This is a genomic window from Pseudomonas sp. PDM26, from assembly GCF_019219185.1.
GTDB lineage: Bacteria > Pseudomonadota > Gammaproteobacteria > Pseudomonadales > Pseudomonadaceae > Aquipseudomonas.
The window spans coordinates 224,275-249,657 of sequence record NZ_JAHUWC010000005.1 but is presented as its reverse complement, the minus strand read 5'-3'; the positions used below and the strand labels follow the sequence as shown (position 1 = coordinate 249,657).

Annotated in this window: 24 protein-coding genes and 1 pseudogene; 20 read left to right on the top strand and 5 right to left on the bottom strand. The window is 60.9% G+C overall.

Translation table 11 applies throughout. The annotated features are described in order from the left end of the window. The first annotated feature begins 16 nt into the window (after positions 1–16). The 9 genes from argS (at position 17) to KW849_RS12515 (ending at position 10,593) form a co-directional block, all read left to right on the top strand. Positions 17–1,753 (top strand): arginine--tRNA ligase, encoded by a 1,737-nt coding sequence (gene argS / locus KW849_RS12555; RefSeq protein WP_218429686.1) that lies wholly within the window; start codon positions 17–19, stop codon positions 1,751–1,753. Between the two features lies 1 nt (position 1,754). Further along, positions 1,755–2,468, top strand: a complete 714-nt coding sequence (locus KW849_RS12550) for an SPOR domain-containing protein (RefSeq protein WP_218429685.1) — start codon at positions 1,755–1,757, stop codon at positions 2,466–2,468. A gap of 133 nt (positions 2,469–2,601) precedes the next feature. Further along, a complete protein-coding gene (gene hslV, locus KW849_RS12545; protein ID WP_046031180.1) occupies positions 2,602–3,132 on the top strand; it encodes an ATP-dependent protease subunit HslV in 531 nt (176 codons plus the stop codon). 55 nt (positions 3,133–3,187) lie between these two features. Next, positions 3,188–4,525 (top strand): HslU--HslV peptidase ATPase subunit, encoded by a 1,338-nt coding sequence (hslU, locus tag KW849_RS12540; protein ID WP_218429684.1) that lies wholly within the window; start codon positions 3,188–3,190, stop codon positions 4,523–4,525. A gap of 143 nt (positions 4,526–4,668) precedes the next feature. Then, positions 4,669–5,046 (top strand): gamma-butyrobetaine hydroxylase-like domain-containing protein, encoded by a 378-nt coding sequence (locus KW849_RS12535; protein ID WP_218429683.1) that lies wholly within the window; start codon positions 4,669–4,671, stop codon positions 5,044–5,046. A 259-nt stretch (positions 5,047–5,305) separates the two neighbouring features. Beyond that, complete coding sequence (gene phaC / locus KW849_RS12530; RefSeq protein WP_218429682.1) at positions 5,306–6,985, top strand: class II poly(R)-hydroxyalkanoic acid synthase; 1,680 nt, start codon at positions 5,306–5,308, stop codon at positions 6,983–6,985. Between the two features lie 165 nt (positions 6,986–7,150). Further along, positions 7,151–8,005, top strand: a complete 855-nt coding sequence (gene phaZ, locus KW849_RS12525) for a poly(3-hydroxyalkanoate) depolymerase (protein ID WP_108216233.1) — start codon at positions 7,151–7,153, stop codon at positions 8,003–8,005. A 115-nt stretch (positions 8,006–8,120) separates the two neighbouring features. Next, positions 8,121–9,803 carry a class II poly(R)-hydroxyalkanoic acid synthase gene (phaC, locus tag KW849_RS12520; protein ID WP_218429681.1) on the top strand — a complete coding sequence of 561 codons (1,683 nt, stop codon included), beginning with the start codon at positions 8,121–8,123 and terminating at the stop codon, positions 9,801–9,803. Between the two features lie 172 nt (positions 9,804–9,975). After that, entirely contained in the window at positions 9,976–10,593 is a 618-nt protein-coding gene (locus KW849_RS12515) for a TetR/AcrR family transcriptional regulator (protein ID WP_218429680.1), read from the top strand. A 140-nt stretch (positions 10,594–10,733) separates the two neighbouring features. On the opposite strand, the gene KW849_RS12510 is transcribed toward KW849_RS12515, so the two are convergent. The 3 genes from KW849_RS12510 to KW849_RS12500 all read right to left on the bottom strand — a co-directional run bounded on the left by KW849_RS12510 (position 10,734) and on the right by KW849_RS12500 (position 12,516). Continuing rightward, the gene (locus tag KW849_RS12510; protein ID WP_218429679.1) at positions 10,734–11,555 is read right to left on the bottom strand and encodes a phasin family protein; all 822 of its coding nucleotides are present in this window, start codon (positions 11,553–11,555) and stop codon (positions 10,734–10,736) included. Positions 11,556–11,565: 10 nt separating this feature from the next. Next, positions 11,566–11,988, bottom strand: coding sequence for a phasin family protein (locus KW849_RS12505; protein WP_218429678.1), 423 nt, complete (start codon positions 11,986–11,988; stop codon positions 11,566–11,568). Between the two features lie 252 nt (positions 11,989–12,240). Then, positions 12,241–12,516, bottom strand: a complete 276-nt coding sequence (locus KW849_RS12500; RefSeq protein ID WP_218429677.1) for a polyhydroxyalkanoic acid system family protein — start codon at positions 12,514–12,516, stop codon at positions 12,241–12,243. A gap of 155 nt (positions 12,517–12,671) precedes the next feature. Between KW849_RS12500 and ubiE the strand changes: the two genes are divergently transcribed. The 11 genes and pseudogenes from ubiE to KW849_RS31845 all read left to right on the top strand — a co-directional run bounded on the left by ubiE (position 12,672) and on the right by KW849_RS31845 (position 20,888). After that, the gene (gene ubiE / locus KW849_RS12495; protein ID WP_008005057.1) at positions 12,672–13,442 is read left to right on the top strand and encodes a bifunctional demethylmenaquinone methyltransferase/2-methoxy-6-polyprenyl-1,4-benzoquinol methylase UbiE; all 771 of its coding nucleotides are present in this window, start codon (positions 12,672–12,674) and stop codon (positions 13,440–13,442) included. Beyond that, positions 13,442–14,065 carry an SCP2 domain-containing protein gene (locus KW849_RS12490; protein ID WP_218429676.1) on the top strand — a complete coding sequence of 208 codons (624 nt, stop codon included), beginning with the start codon at positions 13,442–13,444 and terminating at the stop codon, positions 14,063–14,065. Before ubiE ends, KW849_RS12490 begins: the two co-directional genes overlap by 1 nt. Beyond that, positions 14,062–15,666, top strand: coding sequence for a ubiquinone biosynthesis regulatory protein kinase UbiB (gene ubiB / locus KW849_RS12485; protein WP_218429675.1), 1,605 nt, complete (start codon positions 14,062–14,064; stop codon positions 15,664–15,666). The genes KW849_RS12490 and ubiB overlap by 4 nt, the downstream gene beginning before the upstream one ends. An 81-nt stretch (positions 15,667–15,747) precedes the next feature. Next, entirely contained in the window at positions 15,748–16,149 is a 402-nt protein-coding gene (gene hisI / locus KW849_RS12480) for a phosphoribosyl-AMP cyclohydrolase (protein ID WP_108216225.1), read from the top strand. After that, positions 16,142–16,474 carry a phosphoribosyl-ATP diphosphatase gene (locus KW849_RS12475; protein ID WP_007975564.1) on the top strand — a complete coding sequence of 111 codons (333 nt, stop codon included), beginning with the start codon at positions 16,142–16,144 and terminating at the stop codon, positions 16,472–16,474. Before hisI ends, KW849_RS12475 begins: the two co-directional genes overlap by 8 nt. A gap of 25 nt (positions 16,475–16,499) precedes the next feature. After that, positions 16,500–16,772 (top strand): twin-arginine translocase TatA/TatE family subunit, encoded by a 273-nt coding sequence (locus KW849_RS12470; protein WP_108216223.1) that lies wholly within the window; start codon positions 16,500–16,502, stop codon positions 16,770–16,772. Between the two features lie 10 nt (positions 16,773–16,782). Beyond that, complete coding sequence (gene tatB, locus KW849_RS12465; protein ID WP_108216222.1) at positions 16,783–17,235, top strand: Sec-independent protein translocase protein TatB; 453 nt, start codon at positions 16,783–16,785, stop codon at positions 17,233–17,235. Beyond that, positions 17,232–18,026 carry a twin-arginine translocase subunit TatC gene (tatC, locus tag KW849_RS12460; RefSeq protein WP_218429674.1) on the top strand — a complete coding sequence of 265 codons (795 nt, stop codon included), beginning with the start codon at positions 17,232–17,234 and terminating at the stop codon, positions 18,024–18,026. The genes tatB and tatC overlap by 4 nt, the downstream gene beginning before the upstream one ends. Continuing rightward, complete coding sequence (locus tag KW849_RS12455; protein ID WP_218429673.1) at positions 18,023–18,730, top strand: 16S rRNA (uracil(1498)-N(3))-methyltransferase; 708 nt, start codon at positions 18,023–18,025, stop codon at positions 18,728–18,730. Before tatC ends, KW849_RS12455 begins: the two co-directional genes overlap by 4 nt. 241 nt (positions 18,731–18,971) lie before the next feature. Then, a pseudogene (locus KW849_RS31850) lies at positions 18,972–20,033 on the top strand (methyl-accepting chemotaxis protein); the annotation flags it as partial. Further along, on the top strand, positions 20,016–20,888 hold the full coding sequence (locus tag KW849_RS31845; protein WP_371319135.1) for a methyl-accepting chemotaxis protein: 873 nt from the start codon (positions 20,016–20,018) through the stop codon (positions 20,886–20,888). The pseudogene KW849_RS31850 and the gene KW849_RS31845, both read left to right, overlap by 18 nt. 89 nt (positions 20,889–20,977) lie before the next feature. Here KW849_RS31845 and mdoH read toward each other — a convergent pair whose 3' ends face one another. Further along, positions 20,978–23,548 (bottom strand): glucans biosynthesis glucosyltransferase MdoH, encoded by a 2,571-nt coding sequence (gene mdoH / locus KW849_RS12445; protein ID WP_218429671.1) that lies wholly within the window; start codon positions 23,546–23,548, stop codon positions 20,978–20,980. After that, positions 23,541–25,355, bottom strand: a complete 1,815-nt coding sequence (locus KW849_RS12440; protein ID WP_218429670.1) for a glucan biosynthesis protein G — start codon at positions 25,353–25,355, stop codon at positions 23,541–23,543. Before KW849_RS12440 ends, mdoH begins: the two co-directional genes overlap by 8 nt. Between the last annotated feature and the right edge of the window lie 28 nt (positions 25,356–25,383).

Genomic DNA, 25,383 nt, shown 5'->3' with positions numbered 1-25,383 from the left:
GTCGAAAGAGAAGACCATGAAAGACACCATTCGCCAGCTGATCCAACAAGCCATCACCCAACTCGTCAACGAAGGTGTGTTGCCTGAAGGCCTGTCGCCGGCGATCCAGGTGGAAAACTCCCGCGACAAGAAGAACGGCGATTTCGCCAGCAACATCGCCATGATGCTGGCCAAGCCGGCCGGTATGAAGCCGCGCGATCTGGCGGAAAAAATCATCGCCGCACTGCCGGCTGACGAAAACGTCGCCAAGACCGAAATCGCAGGTCCCGGCTTCCTGAACTTCTTCCAGAACACCGATGCCCTGGCCGCACGCCTGGACGCCGCCCTGGCTGACACCCACATCGGCGTGCGCAAGGCCGGCCCGGTACAGCGCACCGTGGTCGACCTGTCGGCACCGAACCTGGCCAAAGAGATGCACGTCGGCCACTTGCGTTCGACCATCATCGGCGACGGCGTGGCCCGGGTACTCGAATTCCTCGGCGACACCGTGATCCGTCAGAACCACGTCGGCGACTGGGGCACCCAGTTCGGCATGCTGATGGCTTATCTGCAGGAAAACCCGTACACCCGCGACGAACTGTCGGACCTGGAAAACTTCTACCGCGCCGCCAAGCAACGCTTCGACGAATCCGCAGAGTTTGCCGATCGCGCCCGTGGCCTGGTGGTCAAGCTGCAGGCCGGCGATGCCGACTGCCTGGCACTGTGGACCAGGTTCAAGGACATCTCGCTGTCCCACTGCCAGAAGATCTACGAACTGCTCAACGTCAAACTGACCATGGCCGACGTAATGGGCGAAAGCGCCTACAACGACGACCTGATCAACGTGGTCAATGATTTGAAGGCGGCAGGCATGCTGGTCGAGAGCAACGGCGCCCAGTGCGTGTTCCTCGACGAATTCAAGAATGCCGATGGCGACCCGCTGCCGGTGATCATCGTCAAGGCTGACGGCGGCTACCTCTACGCCACCACCGACCTGGCGGCCGTGCGCTACCGCAGCGGCAAGCTCAAGGCCGATCGCGCGCTGTACTTCGTCGACCAGCGTCAGGCCCTGCACTTCCAGCAAGTGTTCGCCGTGGCGCGCAAGGCCGGTTTCGTGACCCATCCGATGGAAATGGAACACATGGGCTTCGGCACCATGAACGGCGCGGACGGTCGTCCGTTCAAGACCCGTGACGGCGGCACCGTGAAGCTGATCGACCTGCTGACCGAAGCACAGGAACGCGCCTACACCCTGGTCAAGGACAAGAACCCGGAGCTGGCCGAAGCCGAGCTGCGCAACATCGCAAAAGTGGTGGGCATCGGCGCAGTGAAATACGCCGACCTGTCCAAGCACCGCACCAGTGACTACAGTTTCAACTTCGACCTGATGCTCAATTTCGAAGGCAACACCGCGCCGTACCTGCTGTACGCCTACACCCGCGTGGCCGGCGTGTTCCGCAAACTCGGCAAGGATTTCAGCGAAGTCGACGGCCAGATCGTTCTGGAAGCAGCGCACGAACACGAACTCGCGGCGAAACTCGCGCAGTTCGGTGAAATCCTGAACAACGTGTCCGAAAAAGGCACCCCGCACATTCTTTGCACTTACCTGTACGACGTCGCCGGCCTGTTCTCCAGCTTCTACGAGAACTGCCCGATCCTCGCCGCCGATACCCCGGCACAAATGCAAAGCCGCCTGCGCCTCGCCGCGCTGACCGGACGCACCCTCAAGCAAGGCCTGGAACTCTTGGGCCTGGAAACTCTGGAGCGTATGTAAGTTGGCTGCCAAGAAAAAACCTGCACCCAAGCGTGGCGCCAGCCGTTACCAAGCTCCTGCAAAACAACCGATCCCGGGCTGGCTGTGGATGGCCATCGGCCTGACGGTCGGCGCCTTCATCGTGTTCCTGATGAAGCTGGAACCGGGCAAGGGCAGCGACACGGTCAAGCGTGAAAAAGTCGAGCAACAGCAACAGCAGAAAGCCAGCAAGATCGCCGAGGCCAACAAGACCCCGCCGAGCCCGACGCAACCGGTGAAGCCAAAGTACGACTTCTACACCTTGCTGCCGGAATCGGAAGTCATCGTGCCGCCGGATGCCGTGCCGGAAAAAACCCTGCCGACGCCGCAAGTACCGGTCATCCCGACTACGCCGGTCACCCCGGCCGAAGCGGCGAAGATCGATACGGCTCGCGCCCAGGCAGCCCTGGCCGGGATCACGCCGCCACCAGCGCCTCCGGTCAAGGCGGCGCCGGTGACGAAGTTTTTCCTGCAGGCTGGCTCGTTCCGCAAAGAGACTGATGCGGACAAGGTTCGGGCGCAGATCATCCTGCTGGGTCAGGCTGTAGCGGTTGAATCGGGCACGGTGAAGGATGAAACCTGGTATCGGGTGCTGGTCGGTCCATTCAGTAACCGGGAACAACTGACCACGGCGCAGAAACAATTGGCCGGTGCGGGTTTCAGCAATCTGTTGTTACAACAACGCCAGAGCCGCTGATCACCTGCCATCGCAGCTCCTACGCGCCTCGCACCACTCGTCCCCTCTCCCGTCCTACAGTTGAAATCCACTCCAGCACCCCCATATGAATGGGCATAAGGCATTTTCGCCCCGCTGCGTGGAGACTCTTCCCTTGACCACCATCGTTTCAGTTCGCCGCCATGGCAAAGTCGTCATGGGCGGCGACGGCCAGGTTTCCCTTGGTAATACCGTGATGAAAGGCAACGCGAAAAAAGTTCGTCGCCTGTACCACGGCCAGGTCATCGCCGGTTTTGCCGGTGCCACCGCTGACGCCTTTACCCTCTTCGAACGCTTCGAAGGCCAACTTGAGAAACATCAGGGCCACCTGGTGCGGGCCGCCGTCGAACTCGCCAAGGAATGGCGCACCGACCGTTCCCTGAGCCGCCTCGAAGCCATGCTCGCCGTCGCCAACAAAGACGCCTCCCTGATCATCACCGGCAACGGCGATGTAGTTGAACCCGAAGAAGGCCTGATCGCCATGGGTTCCGGCGGCGGTTACGCCCAGGCCGCTGCCAGTGCGCTGCTGAAGAAAACCGATCTGTCGGCCCGGGAAATCGTCGAAACCGCCCTCGGCATCGCCGCCGACATCTGTGTATTCACCAACCACACCCAGACCATTGAGGAGCAGGACTGCGCCGAGTAAGCCCGTGCAGCCCACCGCACCACGGCTCATTCTTGCTTGAGGTCCACAGAATATTATGTCCATGACTCCCCGTGAAATCGTCCACGAACTCAACCGCCACATCATCGGCCAGGATGATGCCAAGCGCGCCGTCGCCATTGCCCTGCGCAACCGCTGGCGCCGCATGCAGCTGCCTGAAGAGCTGCGCGTTGAAGTCACGCCAAAGAACATCCTGATGATCGGCCCGACCGGTGTAGGTAAAACCGAGATCGCCCGTCGCCTGGCGAAACTGGCCAACGCACCGTTCATCAAGGTCGAAGCGACCAAGTTCACCGAAGTCGGCTATGTCGGCCGCGACGTCGAATCGATCATTCGTGACCTGGCCGATGCCGCGATCAAGCTGCTGCGCGAGCAGGAAATCGTCAAGGTTCGCCACCGCGCCGAAGACGCTGCAGAAGAGCGCATCCTCGACGCACTGCTGCCACCGGCGCGCATGGGCTTCAGTAGTGACGACGCCCCGACTGCCGACTCCAACACCCGTCAGTTGTTCCGCAAGCGCCTGCGCGAAGGTCAGCTGGACGACAAGGAGATCGAAATCGAAATCGCCGAAATGGCCGGCGTCGATATCTCCGCGCCACCGGGCATGGAAGAGATGACCAACCAGCTGCAAAGTCTGTTCGCCAACATGGGCAAGGGCAAGCGCAAGAGCCGCAAGCTCAAGGTCAAGGAAGCGCTCAAGCTGGTGCGCGACGAAGAAGCCAGCCGCCTGGTCAACGATGAAGAGTTGAAGGCCAAGGCCCTGGAAGCGGTCGAGCAGCACGGCATCGTGTTCATCGACGAAATCGACAAGGTCGCCAAGCGTGGCAATTCCGGTGGCGTCGATGTGTCCCGCGAAGGCGTGCAGCGCGACTTGCTGCCGCTGATCGAAGGCTGCACGGTCAACACCAAGCTGGGCATGGTCAAGACCGACCACATCCTGTTCATTGCTTCCGGTGCGTTCCACCTGAGCAAGCCAAGCGACCTGGTGCCAGAACTGCAAGGTCGTCTGCCGATTCGTGTTGAACTCAAGGCACTGAGCCCGGAAGATTTCGAACGCATCCTCAGCGAACCGCACGCCTCGCTCACCGAGCAATATTGCGCCCTGCTGAAAACCGAAGGCCTGGGCATCGAGTTCCTGCCGAGCGGCATCAAGCGCATCGCGGAGATCGCCTGGCAGGTCAACGAAAAAACCGAAAACATCGGTGCCCGTCGCCTGCACACCCTGCTCGAGCGCCTGCTCGAAGAGGTGTCGTTCAGCGCCGGCGACCTGGCCAGTGTCCATGACGACAAGGTGATCCAGATCGACGCCGACTACGTCAACAGCCATCTGGGCGAATTGGCGCAGAACGAAGACCTGTCTCGTTATATCCTGTAGGTCACCTACTCTCCTGTGAGAACGAAACACTTGTAGGAGCTGCCGCAGGCTGCGATCTTTTGATCTGGTTTTTGAAGCAAGATCAAAAGATCGCAGCCTGCGGCAGCTCCTACAGAACGTTCCACATAGACGGACGACCTGTCATGACCCAACTCCCCACCGACATCAAGCTGCACAAAGCCTCGAAAACCCTGACGCTCAAATACGCGTCCGGCGAGGAATACACCCTGCCCGCCGAGTTCCTGCGCGTGCACTCTCCTTCCGCCGAGGTCCAGGGCCACGGCAAACCCATCCTGCAATTTGGCAAGATCAACGTAGGCCTGACCAAGGTAGAACCGGCCGGACAGTACGCACTGAAACTGACCTTCGACGACGGCCACGACAGCGGCTTGTTCACCTGGGAATATCTGTACGAGCTGGGGCGACGTTATGACGCACTCTGGGATGATTATCTGGCCGAGCTCAAAGCCGCCGGAAAAACCCGCGACCCGAACGAATCCGTCGTCAAGCTGATGCTCTAATCCGAGCCTCTTGCTCTTTAGAGGGCATTTTCTAATTTCATCTGTTTGAATGCTCCGCTTCAGGGCCACCGACTGGCCTGCTTGCGAAAAAAATTAAACTCGGGTAACCAATGGAACTGGCAAGTTCCCTGCAGTGCTCTCTGCATTAAAAAAGCAGCGGTGCAGTATTAACGGTCACCCCGAGCAGTAGTACCTGGCATTGGCTGTGTGACTGCACAGCAGGACCCGGTACTCGTCTCAGGACAATGGAGCGTCGTAGATGAGTAAACAGAATAACGATGACTTGAAGTATCAGGCCTCGGAAAACACCTTGGGCCTGAATCCTGTCGTTGGGCTGCGTGGAAAGGATCTACTGGCATCTGCTCGCATGGTACTCAGGCAGGCCATCAGGCAACCCGTGCACAGTGCGAAGCATGTTGCGCATTTCGGCCTTGAACTCAAGAACGTACTGTTCGGCAAATCCGAGCTGCAACCGACCAGCGATGACCGTCGCTTCGCGGATCCGGCCTGGAGCCAGAACCCGCTCTACAAACGTTATCTGCAAACCTACCTGGCGTGGCGCAAGGAACTCCACGCCTGGATCGACGACAGTAACCTGCCAGCCAAGGATGTCAGTCGCGGGCACTTCGTGATCAACCTCATGACCGAAGCTTTCGCGCCGACCAACACGGCGGCCAACCCCGCGGCGGTCAAGCGTTTCTTCGAAACCGGCGGTAAAAGCCTGCTCGATGGTCTCTCGCACCTGGCCAAGGACCTGGTGCACAACGGCGGCATGCCGAGCCAGGTCAACATGGGCGCCTTCGAGGTCGGCAAGACCCTTGGCGTGACCGAGGGTGCGGTGGTCTTTCGCAACGACGTGCTGGAGCTGATCCAGTACAAGCCGATCACCGAGCAGGTGCATGAACGCCCACTGCTGGTGGTACCGCCGCAGATCAACAAGTTCTACGTGTTCGACCTGAGCCCGGACAAGAGCCTGGCGCGGTTCTGCCTGCGCAACAACGTGCAAACCTTCATCGTCAGCTGGCGCAACCCGACCAAGGAGCAGCGCGAGTGGGGCCTGTCGACCTACATCGAAGCGCTCAAGGAAGCGGTCGATGTGGTCACCGCCATTACCGGCAGCAAAGACGTGAACATGCTCGGCGCCTGCTCCGGCGGCATCACCTGCACCGCGCTGCTGGGCCACTACGCGGCAATCGGCGAGAGCAAGGTCAATGCCCTGACCCTGCTGGTCAGCGTGCTCGACACCACTCTGGACAGCGACGTGGCCCTGTTCGTCGACGAGCAAACCCTTGAAGCCGCCAAGCGTCACTCCTACCAGGCCGGCGTCCTCGAAGGCCGCGACATGGCGAAAGTCTTCGCCTGGATGCGCCCCAACGACCTGATCTGGAACTACTGGGTCAACAACTACCTGTTGGGCAATGAGCCGCCGGTGTTCGACATTCTGTTCTGGAACAACGACACCACCCGATTACCTGCCGCGTTCCACGGCGACCTGATCGAGATGTTCAAAAGTAACCCGTTGACCCGTGCCGATGCACTGGAAGTGTGCGGCACGCCGATCGACCTGAAGAAAGTCACCGCCGACATCTTCTCGCTGGCTGGCACCAACGACCACATCACCCCGTGGCGTTCCTGCTACAAATCGGCGCAACTGTTCGGCGGCAACGTTGAATTCGTGCTGTCCAGCAGCGGGCACATCCAGAGCATTCTGAACCCGCCGGGCAATCCGAAATCGCGTTACATGACCAGCACCGAAATGCCCGCCAGTGCCGATGAATGGCAGGAAGAGTCAACCAAGCATGCCGATTCCTGGTGGCTGCACTGGCAGGCATGGCAGGCACAACGTTCAGGCAACCTGAAAAAAGCTCCGCTGAAATTGGGCAACAAGGCCTATCCAGCGGGTGAAGCGGCGCCAGGCACCTATGTGCATGAGCGGTAACTGACACACCTCGCCCCTTGTAGGAGCGAGCTCGCTCGCGATGAACGTCAACGATAACGCGTGCTGTCTGGATGAATGCGTTGCCTTTGCGTTTTTCGCGAGCAAGCTCGCTCCTACAGGAGGGACAGGGAAGAATTCGAGAAAGCGACCCACAGGGCCTGAAGCATGCCGCAACCCTTCATATTCCGTACCGTCGATCTGGATGGCCAGACGCTCCGCACGGCGGTACGCCCCGGCAAGCCTCACTTGACGCCCTTGCTGATTTTCAACGGCATCGGCGCCAACCTGGAGCTGGTGTTCCCGTTCATCGCGGCGCTGGATCCGGACCTGGAAGTCATCGCCTTCGACGTACCCGGCGTCGGCGGTTCGTCGACGCCGAACCGGCCGTATCGTTTTCCGAGCCTGGCGAAACTCACGGCGCGGATGCTCGACTATCTCGACTACGGGCAGGTCAACGTCATCGGTGTGTCCTGGGGTGGCGCCCTGGCCCAACAGTTCGCCTACGACTACCCGGAGCGCTGCAAGAAACTCGTGCTGGCGGCGACGGCGGCTGGGGCGGTGATGGTGCCGGGCAAGCCGAAAGTGCTGTGGATGATGGCCAGCCCGCGACGTTACATCCAGCCATCCCACGTGATCCGCATTGCGCCGATGATCTACGGCGGCTCTTTCCGTCGCGACCCAACGCTGGCCGCGAGCCATGCGGCCAAGGTGCGTTCAGCGGGCAAGCTCGGCTACTACTGGCAGCTGTTCGCCGGCCTCGGCTGGACCAGCATTCACTGGTTGCACAAGATCCGCCAGCCGACCCTGGTACTGGCCGGCGACGATGACCCACTGATCCCGTTGGTCAACATGCGCTTGCTGGCCTGGCGCATTCCCAACGCCCAGCTGCACATCATCGATGACGGGCATTTGTTCCTGATTACCCGGGCCGAAGCGGTGGCCCCGATCATCATGAAATTCCTGGAAGAGGAGCGCCAGCGCGCGGTGATGCATCCGCGTCCGGCGCCATTGGGCGGCTAAAGCGCTGCATCAGCGGTCGGCAGGACGCCGCGCCGCGCAACAACCCGTTACAGCGTCTATGGTGTTCTGGTTCGGTGTATTTGTTTTTGGCCTGAAGACGAAGGAGTGTTGACTCATGCGCGAGAAACCAGCGAGGGATTCCCTACCGACTCCCGCCGCGTTCATCAATGCACAGAGTGCGATTACCGGCCTGCGCGGCCGGGATCTGTTGTCGACCCTGCGCAGTGTGGCCGCCCATGGCTTGCGCAATCCGGTGCACAGCGCCCGACATGCCCTCAAGCTCGGTGGTCAGCTTGGCCGTGTGCTGCTGGGTGACACCCTGCACCCGACCAACCCGCAGGACGCTCGCTTCGCCGACCCCGCTTGGAGCCTCAACCCGTTTTATCGCCGCAGCCTGCAGGCCTATTTAAGTTGGCAGAAGCAGGTCAAAAGCTGGATCGACGAGAGCAACATGAGCCCGGACGACCGCGCCCGCGCCCACTTCGCTTTCGCCTTGCTCAACGACGCCGTATCGCCCTCCAATACCCTGCTCAATCCACTGGCGGTCAAGGAGCTTTTCAATTCCGGCGGAAACAGCCTGGTGCGTGGCATCAGCCATTTGGTGGACGATCTGCTGCACAACGATGGCCTGCCTCGACAAGTCACCAAGCAAGCGTTCGAGGTCGGCAAGACGGTCGCCACCACCACCGGTGCCGTGGTGTTTCGCAACGAACTGCTGGAGTTGATCCAGTACAAGCCGATGAGCGAAAAGCAGTATTCCAAGCCCTTGCTGGTGGTACCGCCGCAAATCAACAAGTACTACATTTTCGACCTCAGCCCCCACAACAGCTTCGTCCAGTTCGCCCTCAAAAACGGCCTGCAAACCTTCATCATCAGCTGGCGCAATCCGGATGTGCGTCACCGCGAATGGGGGCTCTCGACCTACGTGGAAGCCGTGGAAGAGGCCATGAATGTCTGCCGGGCGATCACCGGCGCACGCGAGGTCAACCTGATGGGCGCCTGCGCCGGCGGGCTGACCATTGCCGCGTTGCAAGGCCACTTGCAGGCCAAACGGCAGCTGCGCAGGGTGTCCAGCGCGACCTATCTGGTGAGCCTGCTCGACAGCCAGCTGGACAGCCCCGCTTCGCTGTTCGCCGACGAACAGACTCTGGAGGCAGCCAAGCGCCGCTCCTATCAGAAAGGTGTGCTGGACGGCCGCGACATGGCCAAGGTCTTCGCCTGGATGCGCCCCAATGATTTGATCTGGAGCTACTTCGTCAACAACTACCTGTTGGGCAAGGAGCCACCGGCGTTCGACATCCTCTACTGGAACAACGACAACACGCGTTTGCCGGCCGCCCTGCATGGCGACCTGCTGGACTTCTTCAAGCACAACCCGCTGACCCACCCGGGCGGGCTGGAAGTGTGTGGCACGCCGATCGATTTGCAGAAGGTCACCGTCGACAGCTTCAGCGTCGCCGGCATCAACGATCACATCACACCGTGGGATGCGGTGTATCGCTCTACGCTGCTGCTCGGTGGCGAGCGCCGCTTCGTGCTGTCCAACAGCGGTCATGTGCAGAGCATCCTCAACCCGCCGAACAACCCGAAGGCCAACTACGTCGAGAACGGCAAACTGAGCAGCGACCCACGGGCCTGGTACTACGACGCCAAGCGTGTCGATGGCAGTTGGTGGACCCAATGGCTGGGCTGGATTCAGGAACGCTCCGGCGCGCAGAAGGAAACCCACATGGCGCTTGGCAACCAGAACTACCCACCGATGGAAGCTGCGCCCGGTACCTACGTACGTGTGCGCTGAACCTAAAAAAGGCCGCAGTCAGTCTCCGACCCTGTAGGAGCGAGCATGCTCGCGATGGACATCCAGACGCCGCGGGTAATCAGGTAGCCCGCGTAATCGTTAACGACCATCGCGAGCATGCTCGCTCCTACAGGACTGGAGGTTGGCCTGGCACGAACATTAAGAAGACTGGATGAAAACCCGCGACCGGATCCTCGAATGTGCCCTGCAGTTGTTCAATCAAAAGGGCGAACCGAATGTCTCCACCATGGAAGTTGCCAATGAAATGGGCATCAGCCCGGGCAACCTCTATTACCACTTCCACGGCAAGGAACCGCTGATTCTCGGGCTGTTCGAGCGCTTTCAGGGCGAACTGGCGCCCTTGCTCGATCCACCGGCCGATGTCGAACTGGCACCCGAAGATTACTGGCTGTTCCTGCACCTGATCGTCGAGCGCCTGTCCCACTACCGGTTCCTGTTCCAGGATCTGTCGAACCTCGCCGGACGCCTGCCGAAACTGGCCAAGGGCATTCGCAATCTGCTCAATGCACTCAAGCGCACACTGGCGTCGTTGCTGGCACGATTGCAGGCGCAAGGGCTGCTGGTCAGCGATACCCAGGCACTGGGGCAATTGGTGGAGCAGATCACCCTGACGCTGCTGTTCTCACTGGATTACCAGCGGATTCTCGATCGCGAAGGCGAGGTGCGGCTGGTGGTTTACCAGATCATGATGCTGGTGGCGCCACACCTGCTGCCGTCGATGAAGGCTGCGACCGAACAGATGGCGATGGAGTATCTGGAAGAGCATTAAGATCAAAAGATCGCAGCCTGCGGCAGCTCCTACATGGGATCGCGTTTACCTGTAGGAGCTGCCGCAGGCTGCGATCTTTTCAATACTCAAACAAAAACGCCCGACCTTCACAGGCCGGGCGTTTTCTTGAGCCCTGAAAATCAGGACTGACTGGTTGGCGTCGATGGAGCTGGCGCGGCAGTCGGGGTGACAGCAGGGGTTGGCGCGGCAGCGGAGTTCGATGCGCTGACCGGAGCTGCCGGGGTCGCCGGTTTGGCAGCTGCCACTGCTGGTTTTGGCGCGGCGGCTTTTGGAGCTGCCGGCTTTTTCACTGCAGGTTTTCTCGCCGCAGCGGGTTTGGCCGCTGCAGTTTTCGCTGCAGGCTTGGCGGCCGGTTTAGCCGCTGGTTTGGCAGCGGCTTTTGCGGCGGCCGGTTTGGCGGCTGCAGTTTTAGCTGCAGGCTTGGCAGCAGGTTTAGCCGCTGCTTTTGCCAGTGGCTTGGCTGCGGTTTTGGCGGCCGGCTTGGCAGCAGGTTTGGCTGCCGCGGTTTTCGCCGCAACAGGCGCAACCTTGGCGCCGGTCAGTTTTTCGATTTGCTTGGTCAGTGTTTCGACCTTGCTGTGCAGTGCCTTGACTTCGTTGCGGCTCGGTACGCCCAGACGCGAAATGGCGCTGTTCAGACGCTTGTCAAAAGCGCCTTCCAGCTCATCCCACTTGCCCAGTGCGCGATCTTTCACGCCGCTGATGCGCGACTTGGCCGAGGAAGCAGAGTCCTTGGCGGCGTCGACTGTCTTGCCAACAGCGCTCTTGGTGAGCTTCTCGGCTTTCTCGCCGTCCTTAACCAATGCATCGAAGAGCTTGCTGCCGTCAGTGTCGATCTTCGAGTACACGCCTAAACCAGCCAGCCAGATTTTTCGGGAATATTCTTCAACCTTCCCGATCCACGAGCTGCCTTCTTTTTCGGTTTTCTTTTTAACAGCCATCCCGTTCTCCTTAAGATTTACGCGCGACACGTTCGAGCAATGCCGTCAGCTCATCGAGCTTAGCAGAGAGTGTCTCAACGTCATGTTTAGACGGAATGCCGATACGATTCAAGGCACTTGCGACACGCGTGTCGAACGCCTTCTCGACCTTGTCGAGTTGAACTTCGACGCGGCCTTTGAAAGTGCTGATTTCACTCTTGGCTTCATCGATTTCGGCATTGGCCGCTTCCAGTTTCTCGGCGACTACCTTTTTGCTTTTCTTTTCAACAACCTGACCAGCCTTGATCAACTCTTGAAAGTATTCGCCGCCCTCTTGACCGACCTTGGCGTAAGCACCCAGGCCTGCCAGCCAGATCTTGCGGGCATAGGATTTGACGTCGCTCAGCGTACTGGTCGATACGTCGGTTTTTTTCTTCAGAATGGCTTTGGCCATGGTGCACCTCACGCGCAGAAGGTTTGAGGAACCGCCCGGACAAGTGTCGGGCACTGGCACAAAGTAGGGAGAAAAATTAGAAACGGCACCCTAACAAATGACATAAACCTTTGAGCACACCACATCAAAAACTGTAGGAGCGGGCTTGCCCGCGAAGGGGCCGGTACATCCACCATATTGTCTGTGGCTGAACTACCGCCTTCGCGGGCAAGCCCGCTCCTACAGGGGGATCGGTTCGGCGCGAAGTCGGGATCAGACCAGGACCTTATCCAGCGCCTTTTCGATTTCCGCTTTGATCATGCCGCTCATGGCCGACATCATCAGGCCCAGTTCCACTTCGACGCGAATCGAACCCTCGGTGACATGCACCGCGCCCTTCACACCCGAGCGCGTGAGGTTCAGGGTATCGCCGGACCACCGTGGCTCCAGGCCATACTGATCGGAAAGTTTCTGCGCCAGCTTGTCGGCCTTCTCGCGAGCCGCTTCCTTACCCAGGCCATGGGCACGTTCAACACTAATACGGGCCATCGAATGACTCCTGCTTTATGAATGCTTTCCCGAGGCATCTTGACCCCTGCTGCGTCAAAACGTCCCGATGGTTACCCATCTTACCTTCAGCCTTGCCAAGACAAAGCATGCCTTGGGGATTAGAATGTCGCGCATTCTCTTTTGGTGACAGCGATATGACTGATCAGCGCAAAGGCAGCGATGCCGAACCCACCACTCACTTCGGCTTCAAAAACGTTCCGGAAAGCCAGAAAGCGGAAAAAGTCGCTGAGGTATTCCACTCGGTAGCCGCCAAGTATGACCTGATGAACGACCTTCTGTCGGGCGGCATGCACCGTCTGTGGAAGCGTTTCGCGATCGAACTGTCGGGCGTGCGCACCGGCAACCGCGTGCTGGATATCGCCGGCGGTACCGGCGACCTGACCCGCAAGTTCTCGCATCTGGTAGGCCCCACCGGCCAGGTCGTGTTGGCCGACATCAACGAGTCCATGCTCAAGGTCGGTCGTGACCGCCTGCTGGACCTCGGTGTGTCCGGCAACGTTGAATTCGTCCAGGCCGATGCGGAAAAACTGCCGTTCCCGGACAACCATTTCGACTGCGTGACCATCGCCTTCGGCCTGCGCAACGTGACCCACAAGGAAGATGCCCTGCGCTCGATGCTGCGCGTGCTCAAGCCGGGCGGCCGTTTGCTGGTGCTGGAATTCTCCAAGCCGACCAACGCGCTGATGTCCAAGGCCTACGACGCCTACTCGTTCGCCTTCATGCCGCTGATGGGCAAGCTGATCACCAACGACTCGGAAAGCTATCGCTACCTGGCCGAATCGATCCGCATGCACCCGAATCAGGAAACCCTGAAGTCGATGATGGTCGAGGCCGGTTTCGATCGCGTGACCTATCACAACATGACCGCAGGCATCGTCGCCCTGCACCGCGGCATCAAGCCCTGATGCTGCTCGCCGGCCTGCTCGCCAGCGTTGAACTCGGCCTGAACCGGGTGCTGCGTCTCGACAGCACGGCGCTGCCGCGGCTGGCGCATTTGAGCGGCAGAGTGATTGCCGTCGACTGCCGCAGCCCGGCGCTGCAACTGTTCATCCTGCCCAGCGACGAAGGCCTGATGCTCGCTTCCCAGTGGGAAACCGGCGCCGACTGCACCTTGCGTGCACCGGCCTCGAGCCTGTTGAAACTGGCGATGAGCAAGGACAAGACTTCTGTTCTGCACGCCCCTGAAGTCGAACTCGACGGCGACAGCGGCGTACTGCTGGAACTGGCGGCGATCCTCCAGGACCTGGAGCTGGACTGGGAGTACGAACTCTCGCGCTGGTTGGGCCCTGTGGCCACGCAACTGGTCGGCGGTCACCTGCGCAGCCGCGCCCGCTGGTATCAGCAAGGCTTTGCCAGCTTGGGCCAGAACCTGGGCGAGTACCTGGCCGAAGAGTCGCGCACCCTGGTCGGTCAGCGCGAAGCCGAAGCCCGATTCAGTGAACTGGACCAGATCAAGCTCGATCTGGAACGTCTCGAGGCGCGTTTCGAGCGCCTTTCCCGATCCCTCGACCCAAGCGATAACGCATGAAGCTGCTTGCCGTCCGCCGTTTGTTGCGCATCCAGCGCGTCGTGATCCGCTACCGCCTCGATGACCTGCTGTTCGCCCTGCCACTGCCCTGGTTCCTGCGGGCGCTGCGTTATGCCCTGCCGTGGCGCTGGTTCCCGCGCAAGACCCTGGACCTGAGTCGTGGCGCGCGCTTGCGCCTGGCGTTGCAGGACCTGGGGCCGATCTTCATCAAGTTCGGGCAGATCCTGTCCACTCGCCGCGACCTGTTGCCCGAAGACATCGCCGACGAACTGATGAAGCTGCAGGACCGCGTTCCGCCGTTCGACTCGCAAGTGTCGGTCAAGCTGATCGAAGAACAACTCGGCAAGAAAATCAGCGAAGTGTTCAGCCGTTTTGATGTCGAACCGCTGGCCTCGGCCTCAGTGGCGCAGGTGCATGCCGCGCAACTGAAAACCGGTGAAGAAGTGGTGGTCAAGGTGATCCGCCCTGGTCTCAAACCGGTGATCGCCCAGGACCTGGCGTGGCTGTTCATCCTCGCTCGCGCCGCCGAAAAACTTTCGGCCGATGCGCGCCTGCTGCACCCGGTGGACGTGGTCAGCGATTACGAAAAAACCATCTACGACGAACTCGATCTGCTGCGCGAAGCGGCCAACGCCAGCCAGTTGAAGCGCAATTTCGACGGCTCTCCGCTGCTGTACGTGCCGCAAGTCCATTGGGACTGGTGTCGGCCGAAAGTGCTGGTGATGGAACGCATCTACGGCATTCAAGTTACCGATCTGGCGACCCTGGCCGACCAGCGTACCGACATGAAAATGCTCGCCGAGCGTGGCGTGGAGATTTTCTTCACCCAGGTGTTCCGCGACAGCTTCTTCCACGCCGACATGCACCCGGGCAATATTTTCGTCAGCACCGTGAATCCGTGGAGCCCGCAGTACATCGCCATCGACTGCGGCATCGTCGGCAGCCTGACTCCGGAAGACCAGGATTACCTGGCGCGCAACCTGTTCGCCTTCTTCAAGCGCGATTACCGTCGCGTGGCGCAGCTGCACATCGATTCGGGCTGGGTGCCGGCGGAAACCAAACTCAACGAATTCGAAGCAGCGATCCGCACGGTGTGCGAGCCGATCTTCGAAAAACCGCTGAAGGATATTTCCTTCGGCCAGGTGCTGATGCGCCTGTTCCAGACCGCGCGACGCTTCAACATGGAAGTGCAGCCGCAGCTCGTGCTGCTGCAGAAGACCCTGCTGAACATCGAAGGCCTGGGTCGCCAGCTGTACCCGGACCTCGACCTGTGGAACACCGCGCAACCGTTCCTCGAACGCTGGATGCGCGAGCGGGTCAGCCCCAAAGCCCTGCTCGGCAACGTGCACAGCCAGTTCGAACAGATCCCGCACTTGGCCAACATGGCCCGCGACCTGCTTGAGCGCATGTCCCAACCCCACGCCTACGACCCGCCGCCAGCGTGGCATCGACGCCGCGATGACTGGTTCCTGCGCCTGCTCGGCACGGCCCACCTGGCCGGAGGCGCAATCCTTGCTGCTGGCGGCCCGCTGAACCAGTTGGCTTACTGGCCGGCCGGCATCATGATGGCGGTCGGCTTGTATCTGGTCGTGCGCCGATAGCCAGTTGTGTGAACGACTGGCACACTGTTTCAACGCCTGAGCTCGACTATTGAAGGGTCGAGCCCGCTGTCGGAGTCGAAGATGAAAAACTGGCTGGACGAGATCAAGTGGGACGCCGACGGCCTGGTGCCGGCGATTGCCCAGGATCACAAGACCGGGCGCGTCCTGATGATGGCCTGGATGAACCGCGAAGCACTGGAACTGACCGCTGCCGAGAACCGCGCCATTTACTGGTCGCGCTCCCGTGGCAAGCTGTGGCGCAAGGGCGAAGAGTCTGGCCATGTGCAAACCCTGCACGAGATGCGCCTGGACTGCGACGCCGACGTCATCATCCTGATGGTTGAGCAGATCGGCGGCATCGCCTGCCATACCGGCCGCCAGAGCTGCTTCTACCGCGTCTTTGAAAACGGCGACTGGACAACGGTCGACCCGGTGCTCAAAGATCCGCACGCCATCTACTGCGCAGGGCACACACATGAGTGACACACTGACCCGTCTGGCCGAAGTACTGGAAGAGCGCAAAGGCGCTGCCGCCGACAGCTCGTATGTCGCCAGCCTGTATCACAAGGGCTTGAACAAGATTCTGGAAAAAGTCGGCGAAGAGTCGGTCGAAACCATCATTGCCGCCAAGGATGCCGCCGTCAGCGGCGACTGCAGCGATGTGATCTACGAAACCGCCGATCTGTGGTTCCACAGCATGGTCATGCTCGCCCAATTGGGGCAGCATCCACAGGCTGTACTCGATGAACTGGACCGTCGCTTCGGTCTCTCCGGACACGCCGAGAAAGCCTCGCGCCCGTCCGCCTGAATAACGATTAGAGAGGAGCAGCAGCATGGGCATTTTTGACTGGAAACACTGGATCGTCATCCTCGTTGTCGTGGTACTGGTGTTCGGCACCAAGAAACTGAAAAACCTCGGCACCGACGTCGGCGAATCGATCAAGGGCTTCAAGAAAGCCATGAACGACGACGAAAAACCGGCTGACCCGAATGCGAACCCGGCCCAACCGGTGCCACCGGTACAGCCACAGGCCTCGGTGAACCAGCCGCACACCATCGATGTGCAGGCACAGAAAGTCGAAGAGCCGATCCGCAAAGACGTGTGAGCACTGACTAATGTTTGGTATCAGCTTCTCTGAACTGCTGCTCGTCGGCCTCGTTGCCCTGCTGGTGCTGGGCCCCGAGCGCTTGCCGGGCGCTGCGCGCACCGCTGGCCTGTGGGTCGGGCGTCTGAAGCGCAGCTTCAACGCAATCAAACAGGAAGTTGAACGTGAAATCGGTGCCGACGAGATTCGTCGGCAACTGCACAACGAGCACATCCTGTCGCTTGAGCAGGAGGCGCGGAAAATCTTCACGCCGACCCAGCAGGAGCCGACGCCGGTGGAGCATGTGGGAGAGCAGACGATTCATGCGCCTGCCGCTGCTGTCGACCCGACACCTGCTCCCGTTGTAGCGCCTGTCGAACCTGCACCTGTTGTTGCAGCAACTCCGGTTGAACCCGTTACACCTGCGGCTGCGCCCGTTGCGCCGGCCCCTCATGACCCAACACTGCCGCCGCGAGCCCCATGAGCGACCTTCCCGAAAACGACCAGCACATGCCGCTGGTTTCGCACCTCACCGAGTTGCGTACCCGACTGCTGCGCTGCGTAGCGGCGATTTTCATCATCTTCGCCGGCCTGTTTGCTTTCACCCAGCAGATCTACACCTTCGTCTCCACACCACTGCGCCAGTACCTGCCGGCCGGCGCGACGATGATTGCCACCGACGTGTCGTCGCCGTTCCTCACGCCACTGAAGCTGACGATGATGGTCTCGCTGTTCCTGGCGATTCCGGTGATCCTGCATCAGATCTGGGGTTTCATCGCCCCCGGCCTGTACAAGCATGAAAAACGCATCGCCGTGCCCTTGCTGGTCTCCAGCATCTTTTTGTTCTACGCCGGCATGGCCTTCGCCTATTTCCTGGTGTTCCCGCTGATCTTCAAGTTCTTCGCCTCCGCCACTCCGGCCGGCGTGGAAATGATGACCGACATCACCAGCTACCTCGATTTCGTCATGACGCTGTTCTTCGCCTTTGGTGTGGCGTTCGAAATCCCGGTGGCCGTGGTGCTGCTGGTGTGGATCGGCGTAGTCGACGTCAAATACCTGAAGAAAATCCGCCCGTACGTGATCATCGGCTGCTTCGTGGTTGGCATGATCCTGACGCCGCCGGACATCTTCTCGCAGACCCTGCTGGCCGTGCCGATGTGGTTGCTCTTCGAAATCGGCATCCTGTTTGGCAGCCTGATCAGCAAGCGTGGCGAGCACCCGGACGACCAGCCGGCTGACGACCACAACGACCAGCCGCCAGCGACTCAACCGTGAACCTGCTGCTGCTCGAAGAAGCCGATTTCATTGCGGCCGACCGGGTGATCCTGCGTGATCGCCGGTTGACCCACATGCAGGAAGTCCACCGCTGTGAAGTGGGCGACAGCATGCGCGTCGGGCGGATCGGCGGGCTGATGGGCTCGGCCGAAGTGCTGCGCCTGGACACCGGCGAAGCGGAGTTGCGCGTCACCCTCGACCAGCGGCCACCGGCCAAGCTGCCATTGACTCTGGTGTTGGCCCTGCCACGCCCCAAGATGCTGCGCAGGGTGTTCCAGACCGTGGCGGCCATGGGTGTGCCACGGATCGTGCTGGTCAACAGCTATCGTGTCGAGAAGAGCTTCTGGCAGACTCCGTTCCTGGAGCCCGAGGCGATTCGCGAGCAGTTGATCCTCGGCCTCGAACAGGCACGGGACAGCGTGCTGCCGGAAGTCGTCATCGAGAAGCGCTTCAAACCCTTCGTCGAAGACCGTTTACCGGCGATCACCGACGGTACCCTCGGTCTGGTGGGGCATCCGGGCAATTACCCGCCCTGCCCTCGCGCACTCAGCGAACCGGTGACCCTGGCCATCGGCCCCGAAGGTGGCTGGATTCCCTACGAGATCGACCTGCTGGGCAAGTCCGGCCTGCAACCGGTGCAACTGGGCGAGCGCATTCTGCGGGTCGAAACCGCCGTGACCGCGCTGCTGGCCCGACTTTTCTAAATCCCTACGCGATCACTGTGGCGAGGGGGCTTGCCCCCCCGTTCGGGTGCGCAGCAGCCGTAAAAAAGTGCATGCGGTTTGGCTGGAACAAACAACAGTGGCCGCTTCGCGCCCAAACGGGGGGGCAAGCCCCCTCGCCACAGATCACCGCGCATCTGAAAAATCCTGAGCACCTATAGATCCGCACAGTCCAGCCGATACACCCCCCATAAAACCAAATTGTGGTCCAGGGAGTTTCAGCATGTACCAATGGCTAGCCGAGAATCTGGGAAACGTCAGCGTCAAACGCAAGCTGGGGATCGGCTTCGGCCTGGTGCTGTTACTGACCCTGCTGATCACCTTCACCGGCTGGAGTGGCCTGAGCGGCGTGACCAGCCGTGGCGATAAACTGGGGTTCATCGCCAGTCTCAACGACCTGACCAAGGACCTGCGCATCGCTCGCCTGGAATACGAGATGCGTCGCGGCGAACAAGGTCCCGGTGTCGTCAACGATCTGTTGGGCAAACTCGAAAGCGGCCTGCAGACCGCCCGCGGCCTGATCGAGCAACCGGCTGATACGGCCATGGTCGATCAACAACTGGCCGCGGTCGCCGAATACCGCCGTGCCTTCAGCGACATGACCCAGGCCGGCGCCCAGCGTGAGGAGGCCCGCAGCAAACTCGGCGCCACCGCCGACAATGCCGTGGCCCGCGTCGCCGAAGTGGAAAAATCCATGCTCCAAGGCGACAGCATGGCGGCGTTCAACAGCGTGATCGACCTGAGCAAACTGATCCAGCAGGCGCGTTTCCAGGTGCGTGGCTACACCTACAGCGGCAAGAGCGAGGCCGAACAACCGGCCCTCGACGCGATTGACAACGCCCTGAAGAACCTCCAGAGCCTGCCGGCCAAACTGCCTGAAGAACACATCGCCAACCTGCAACAGGCGACTGATTCGCTGAAGGCCTACCGCGCCGCTGTCAGCCAGTTCCGCGACTCTCAGGTGGCCAGCGCCAAGGCCCTGGTACGCATGTCTGCCCAAGGCGATACCCTGTCGGGCATGAGCCAGAAACTCACCGTCTCGCAAACCGTCGTGCGTGACACCGACGCCGCCCATGCCAAGAACATGCTGACCCTCGCCACTGTGCTGGCCATCGCTTTCGGCCTGCTGGCCGCTTGGGCGATCACCCGGCAGATCATCATTCCGTTGAACCAGACCCTGGCCGTCGCCGAGCGCGTCGCCAGTGGCGACCTGACCCACAACCTGACGTCGCAGCGCCGCGACGAACTCGGCCAGTTGCAGCGTGCCATGCAGAGCATGACCCAGGGTCTGCGCGAACTGATCGGCGGCATCAGCGATGGCGTCACGCAAATCGCCAGCGCCGCCGAAGAGCTGTCCGCCGTCACCGAGCAGACCAGCGCCGGAGTCAACAGCCAGAAGGTCGAGACCGATCAGGTCGCCACTGCCATGAACGAAATGGCCGCCACCGTGCAGGAAGTCGCGCGCAACGCCGAAGAAGCCTGCGAAGCTGCCGTCGCCGCCGACCAGCAGGCCCGCGAGGGCGACAAAGTGGTGGGTGAAGCCATCGCCCAGATCGAACGCCTGGCCAAGGAAGTCGGCCACTCCACCGCTGCCATGGGCGAACTCAAGCGCGAAAGCGACAAGATCGGCAGCGTGCTCGACGTGATCAAATCCGTGGCCCAGCAAACCAACCTGCTGGCACTCAACGCGGCGATTGAAGCCGCCCGCGCCGGTGAAGCCGGGCGTGGTTTTGCCGTGGTGGCAGACGAAGTCCGCAGCCTGGCCCAGCGCACTCAGAAGTCCACCGAAGAGATCGAAGAGCTGATCGTCGGCCTGCAAAGCGGCACGCAGCAAGTGGCGACCATCATGGACAACAGCCGCAACCTGACCGACAGCAGTGTCGAACTGACCCGCCGCGCCGGCAGCTCACTGGAAAGCATCACCCGCACCGTCTCGGCGATTCAGGCGATGAACCAGCAGATCGCCGCTGCCGCCGAACAGCAAAGCGCCGTGGCCGAAGAGATCAACCGCAGCGTGCTGAACGTGCGGGATGTGTCGGATCAGACCTCGGCAGCCAGTGAGGAGACCGCAGCCTCCAGTGTTGAACTGGCGCGACTGGGTACACATTTGCAGATGCTGGTGGGCAAGTTCAGGGTTTGAGTAGCACCCCGTCGCGAGCAGGCTCGCGATGGGAGCGACGCGGTATAACTTTTGAAGCCAAAAAAAACCCGCTTTCGCGGGTTTTTTCATTATGCCAACTGAGGCTGCACACTCATTGGCTTGAGCGGCAGCAACGGCGCGTGGGGATCGGCCTTGACCGACTTGCGCCATGCATCCAGCCACTCGGCATGGCCTTCGCTCCAGACCTGCTCATGCAGGCGGGCCAATGCCACCGGGTCGCTCAACAGTTGCACACGCTCGTTGTTGCTCAGGCCTTCAGGTCCAACCTTCATCGCGTGCCGTACCCGCTCGATCCGCAGCCATTCGATCGGCTCGGCCTGACGGTGACGCGAGGTCGCCAGCGAGCACGCCAGGGCGTTCTGCTGTGGATCGACCACCGAACGGACGAAGCCGTCGTTCAGCGCGTGCCAGCGGTTTTCGTGGGTGTACTGGTCGGTGGCCAGCAACGCCTGCGGCGGATTGTATTCCTCAGGGATCAGGAACAGGCTCTCGTCACGGGACTTGAGGCCCAGGCCAACGCGGCTGGAGATCACCGACACCGGGATCGACAGCATCAACGAACCGACGATCGGCACCAGCCACCACAGGAAGCTCGGGTTCAGCCAGATCACCAGCATGGCCCAGAAGAAGCCCAGCAGGGTTTGCGGGCCGTGGCGCTTGACCGCCTCGCTCCACGGCGTGGAGTCGTCGTCACGTTGCGGCGAGTTCCAGGTCGCGGCCCAGCCGAGGAACGCGGCGAGGACGAAACGGGTGTGGAAGATCATCCGCACCGGCGCCAGCAGCATGGAGAACAGCATCTCCAGCAGCATCGACAGGGTCACCTTGAACTTGCCGCCGAACTCTTTCGCACCCTTGGCCCAGATCAGGATGATGCTCAACAGTTTCGGCAGGAACAGCAGCACGACGGTGGTCGAGAACAGCGCAATCGCCTTGTCCGGGTGCCATTGTGGCCACAACGGGTAGAGCTGGCGCGGTTCGAGGAAGTACTGCGGTTCCATCAGCGTGTTGACCGCCAGCAGCGCGGTCGACAACACCAGGAAGAAGAACCACAACGGTGCCGACAGGTAGGACATCACACCGGTCAGGAACACCGCGCGGTGCACCGGGTGCATGCCCTTGACCAGGAACAGGCGGAAGTTCATCAGGTTACCGTGGCACCAGCGACGGTCACGCTTGAGTTCGTCCAGCAGGTTCGGCGGCAGTTCTTCGTAGCTGCCCGGCAGATCGTAGGCAATCCACACGCCCCAACCGGCACGGCGCATCAGCGCGGCTTCAACGAAGTCGTGGGACAGGATCGCGCCGGAGAACGCGCCTTTACCCGGCAACGGCGCCAGGGCGCAGTGATCGATGAACGGCTTCATGCGGATGATCGCGTTGTGGCCCCAGTAGTGCGACTCGCCCAGTTGCCAGAAGTGCAGGCCGGCGGTGAACAACGGGCCATACACGCGAGTGGCGAACTGCTGCATGCGCGCATACAGGGTGTCCATGCCCGACGCACGTGGCGCGGTCTGAATGATCCCGGCATCCGGCGTGGCTTCCATCAGGCGCACCAGACTGGTCAGGCACTCGCCGCTCATCACGGAGTCGGCATCGAGTACGACCATGTACTTGTAGTCACCGCCCCAACGACGGCAGAAGTCATCGAGGTTGCCGCTTTTACGTTTTACGCGACGACGACGACGGCGATAGAAGATCTTGCCGAAGCCCCCGGCTTCGCGGCAGACATCCAGCCAGGCCTGTTGCTCGGCGACACAGATATCGGCGTCGTTACTGTCACTGAGGACAAAGAAGTCGAAGCGGTCCAGGTCACCCGTGGCCGCGACCGACTCGAAAGTCGCGCGCAGACCGGCGAATACCCGTGGCACGTCTTCGTTGCAGATCGGCATCACCAGGGCGGTGCGCGCATCCTTGGGAATCGGCTCATTGCCGGCACTTTTACCGGAGATACGGTATTTATCGTGGCCGGTGAGCAATTCGAGGAAGCCCATCAGTGCGGTCCAGAAACCAGCCGAGACCCAGCAGAACAGAATCCCGAACAGGATCAGGATGCTGGTCTGCAAGGCATACGGCAGCACTTGTGTGGCGGTTTGCAGCAGCGGTTGGTGCAGCACTTCGTTGAGGTCGACGAACGACCAGCCCTGGTACGGCATGATGCCTTTCATGTACCAGCCGGCGACGATGGTCTGGCCGAGCATCAGTAGCAACAGAATGTAGCGACGGGTCGAACCCACGGTGCGCCAGCGCGCAGCAGGCAACACCCGTTCGTCCTTCGGCGGCTTCGGCGGGTTGGTACGACCGGTCATCCGGCGCCAGCCACGCACCAGAATGTTGGTGCGCCACGGCTCCGGCACGACCTTGGTCCGCCGGATCGGCGGGGTCGCCTTGAGGCAGACCCGGCCGTTGGCGTCGAGTGCCAGCATTTCCGCGTCCTGCAACTCCTCGGCGGTGCTCAGGGTCAGGCGTTTGCCAACCGAAGCCTGGGCGGCTTCGGTCGGGGCGTCGAACGTCGATGACGACAGGCGTTCGTGCAATTCGCTGAAAGACTGGCAGCCCGCGAGTTCCGCGCGCTGCTGGTCGGTCATCGGCAGATGCGCCAGATACTCGGAGAGAGTTTCTGGCCGTACTTGAGAGTTACTCATCGGCAGGCAACTGATAGCTCCAGGTTTCGGTCAGGACTTCTTCAGTCGGCGCCGATTCCGGTGTGGCTGGGGCCGCGTCGGCAGCGGCAGGCTGCTTGGCGTCTTGATTGGCCTTGTCCTTGGCATCTGCAGCAGGCTTCGCGTCAGCCTGCTTGGCCTCTGCTTGCCTGGCTTCCTTGTCCTCTTTCTCCTGTTGCCTGGCGGCAACCTTGTCGGCCTTGGCAACCGACGAGTTCGACGACGGAATCGAAGTCTTGGCCAGGTCCGCAGGCACGATGTTCTGCACCAGCGCGGCACGCATCTCGGTGGACTTGCTCGGATCCTTGATCTTCATCCGCAGGGTCAGGCGCCAGCCCTTGGTTTCAGGGTTGAAACGCACGCTGTTTTCCACCAGTTCGGCATTGTCGCCGACGCTGACCTGGCTGCGAACCTCCGCATCGGCAGGCAATGCCGCCAGGGACGGGCCTTCGAAGTCCACCAGGTAGGCGACGCTGCCATCCGGCTGACGAATCAGGTTGGACTGTTTGACGTCACCGGTGGAACGCAGGGTCTGTTTGACCCAGGCGCTGTCCGGCGCATGAATCGTCTCTTCGTCCATGGTCCAGTGCATACGATAAGCGACATCGAGCGGCTGACCAGGTTCCGGCAATTTTTCCGGGTTCCAGAAGGCTACGATGTTGTCGTTGGTTTCGTCGGCGGTCGGAATCTCGACCAGGTCGACAGTGCCCTTGCCCCAGTCACCCTTCGGCTCGATCCAGGCGCTTGGGCGCTTGTCGTAGCGATCGTCGAGGTCTTCGTAGTGGCTGAAGTCGCGGCCACGTTGCAGCAGACCGAATCCGCGCGGGTTTTCCACGCTGAAGTTGCTCACGGCCAGGTGTTTCGGGTTGTTCAGCGGACGCCAGATCCACTCGCCGTTGCCGGCATGGATCGCCAGACCGCTGGAGTCGTGCAGTTCGCGACGGTAGTTCAGTACCTTCGACGGCTGGTTGGCGCCGAACAGGTACATGCTGGTCAACGGGGCGATACCCAGCTTGCCGACCTTGTCACGCAGGAACATCTTCGCCTTGACGTCGACGATGGTATCGCTGCCCGGACGCAGGATCAGGCGATAGGCACCGGTGGCACGCGGAGAGTCGAGCAGGGCGAAGATCACCAGGTGCTTGTCGCCTGGCTTGGGCTGCTGAACCCAGAATTCGCGGAAACGCGGGAACTCTTCGCCGGACGGCAACGCGGTATCAAGCGCCATGCCGCGAGCGGACAAGCCATAGACGTGACCCTTGCCGACGACGCGGAAGTAGCTCGCGCCGAGCATGGTCATGATTTCGTCTTGCTTGTCGGCCTTGTTGATCGGGTACAGCACACGGAAACCGGCATAGCCCAGTTGTTCGGTGGCCTTGGGATCGAACTGCAAGTCGCCGAAGTCGAAGCGACTCGGGTCGTATTTGATCTCTTCGACGGTGTTCGCAGTGATTTCGTTGATTTTCACCGGCGTATCGAAATGCATGCCCTGGTGATAGAAGGACAGCTTGAACGGCGTCTTCTGATCAGCCCATTCGGCTTTTTCCGTCAGAAAACGAATTTTCTGATAGTCCGCGAATTTCATGTCGCGGAACTCGTTCGGCAGGTTACTGCGCGGCGCTTCGTACTTCTGCGCGGCCAGCTCTTTTGCCTTGACCGATACATCATCCAGACTGAATGCCCAAAGCTGGCCGGCGCTGAGCAGGCAGAGCAGTGCAGAGCCCGCTACCAGGGCGCTGCGTAACCGTTTGGCAGACAATTTTGGTGCAATACAGGGACTAACAATCACGAGCAACCCTCGCCGAAAACAGATCAAA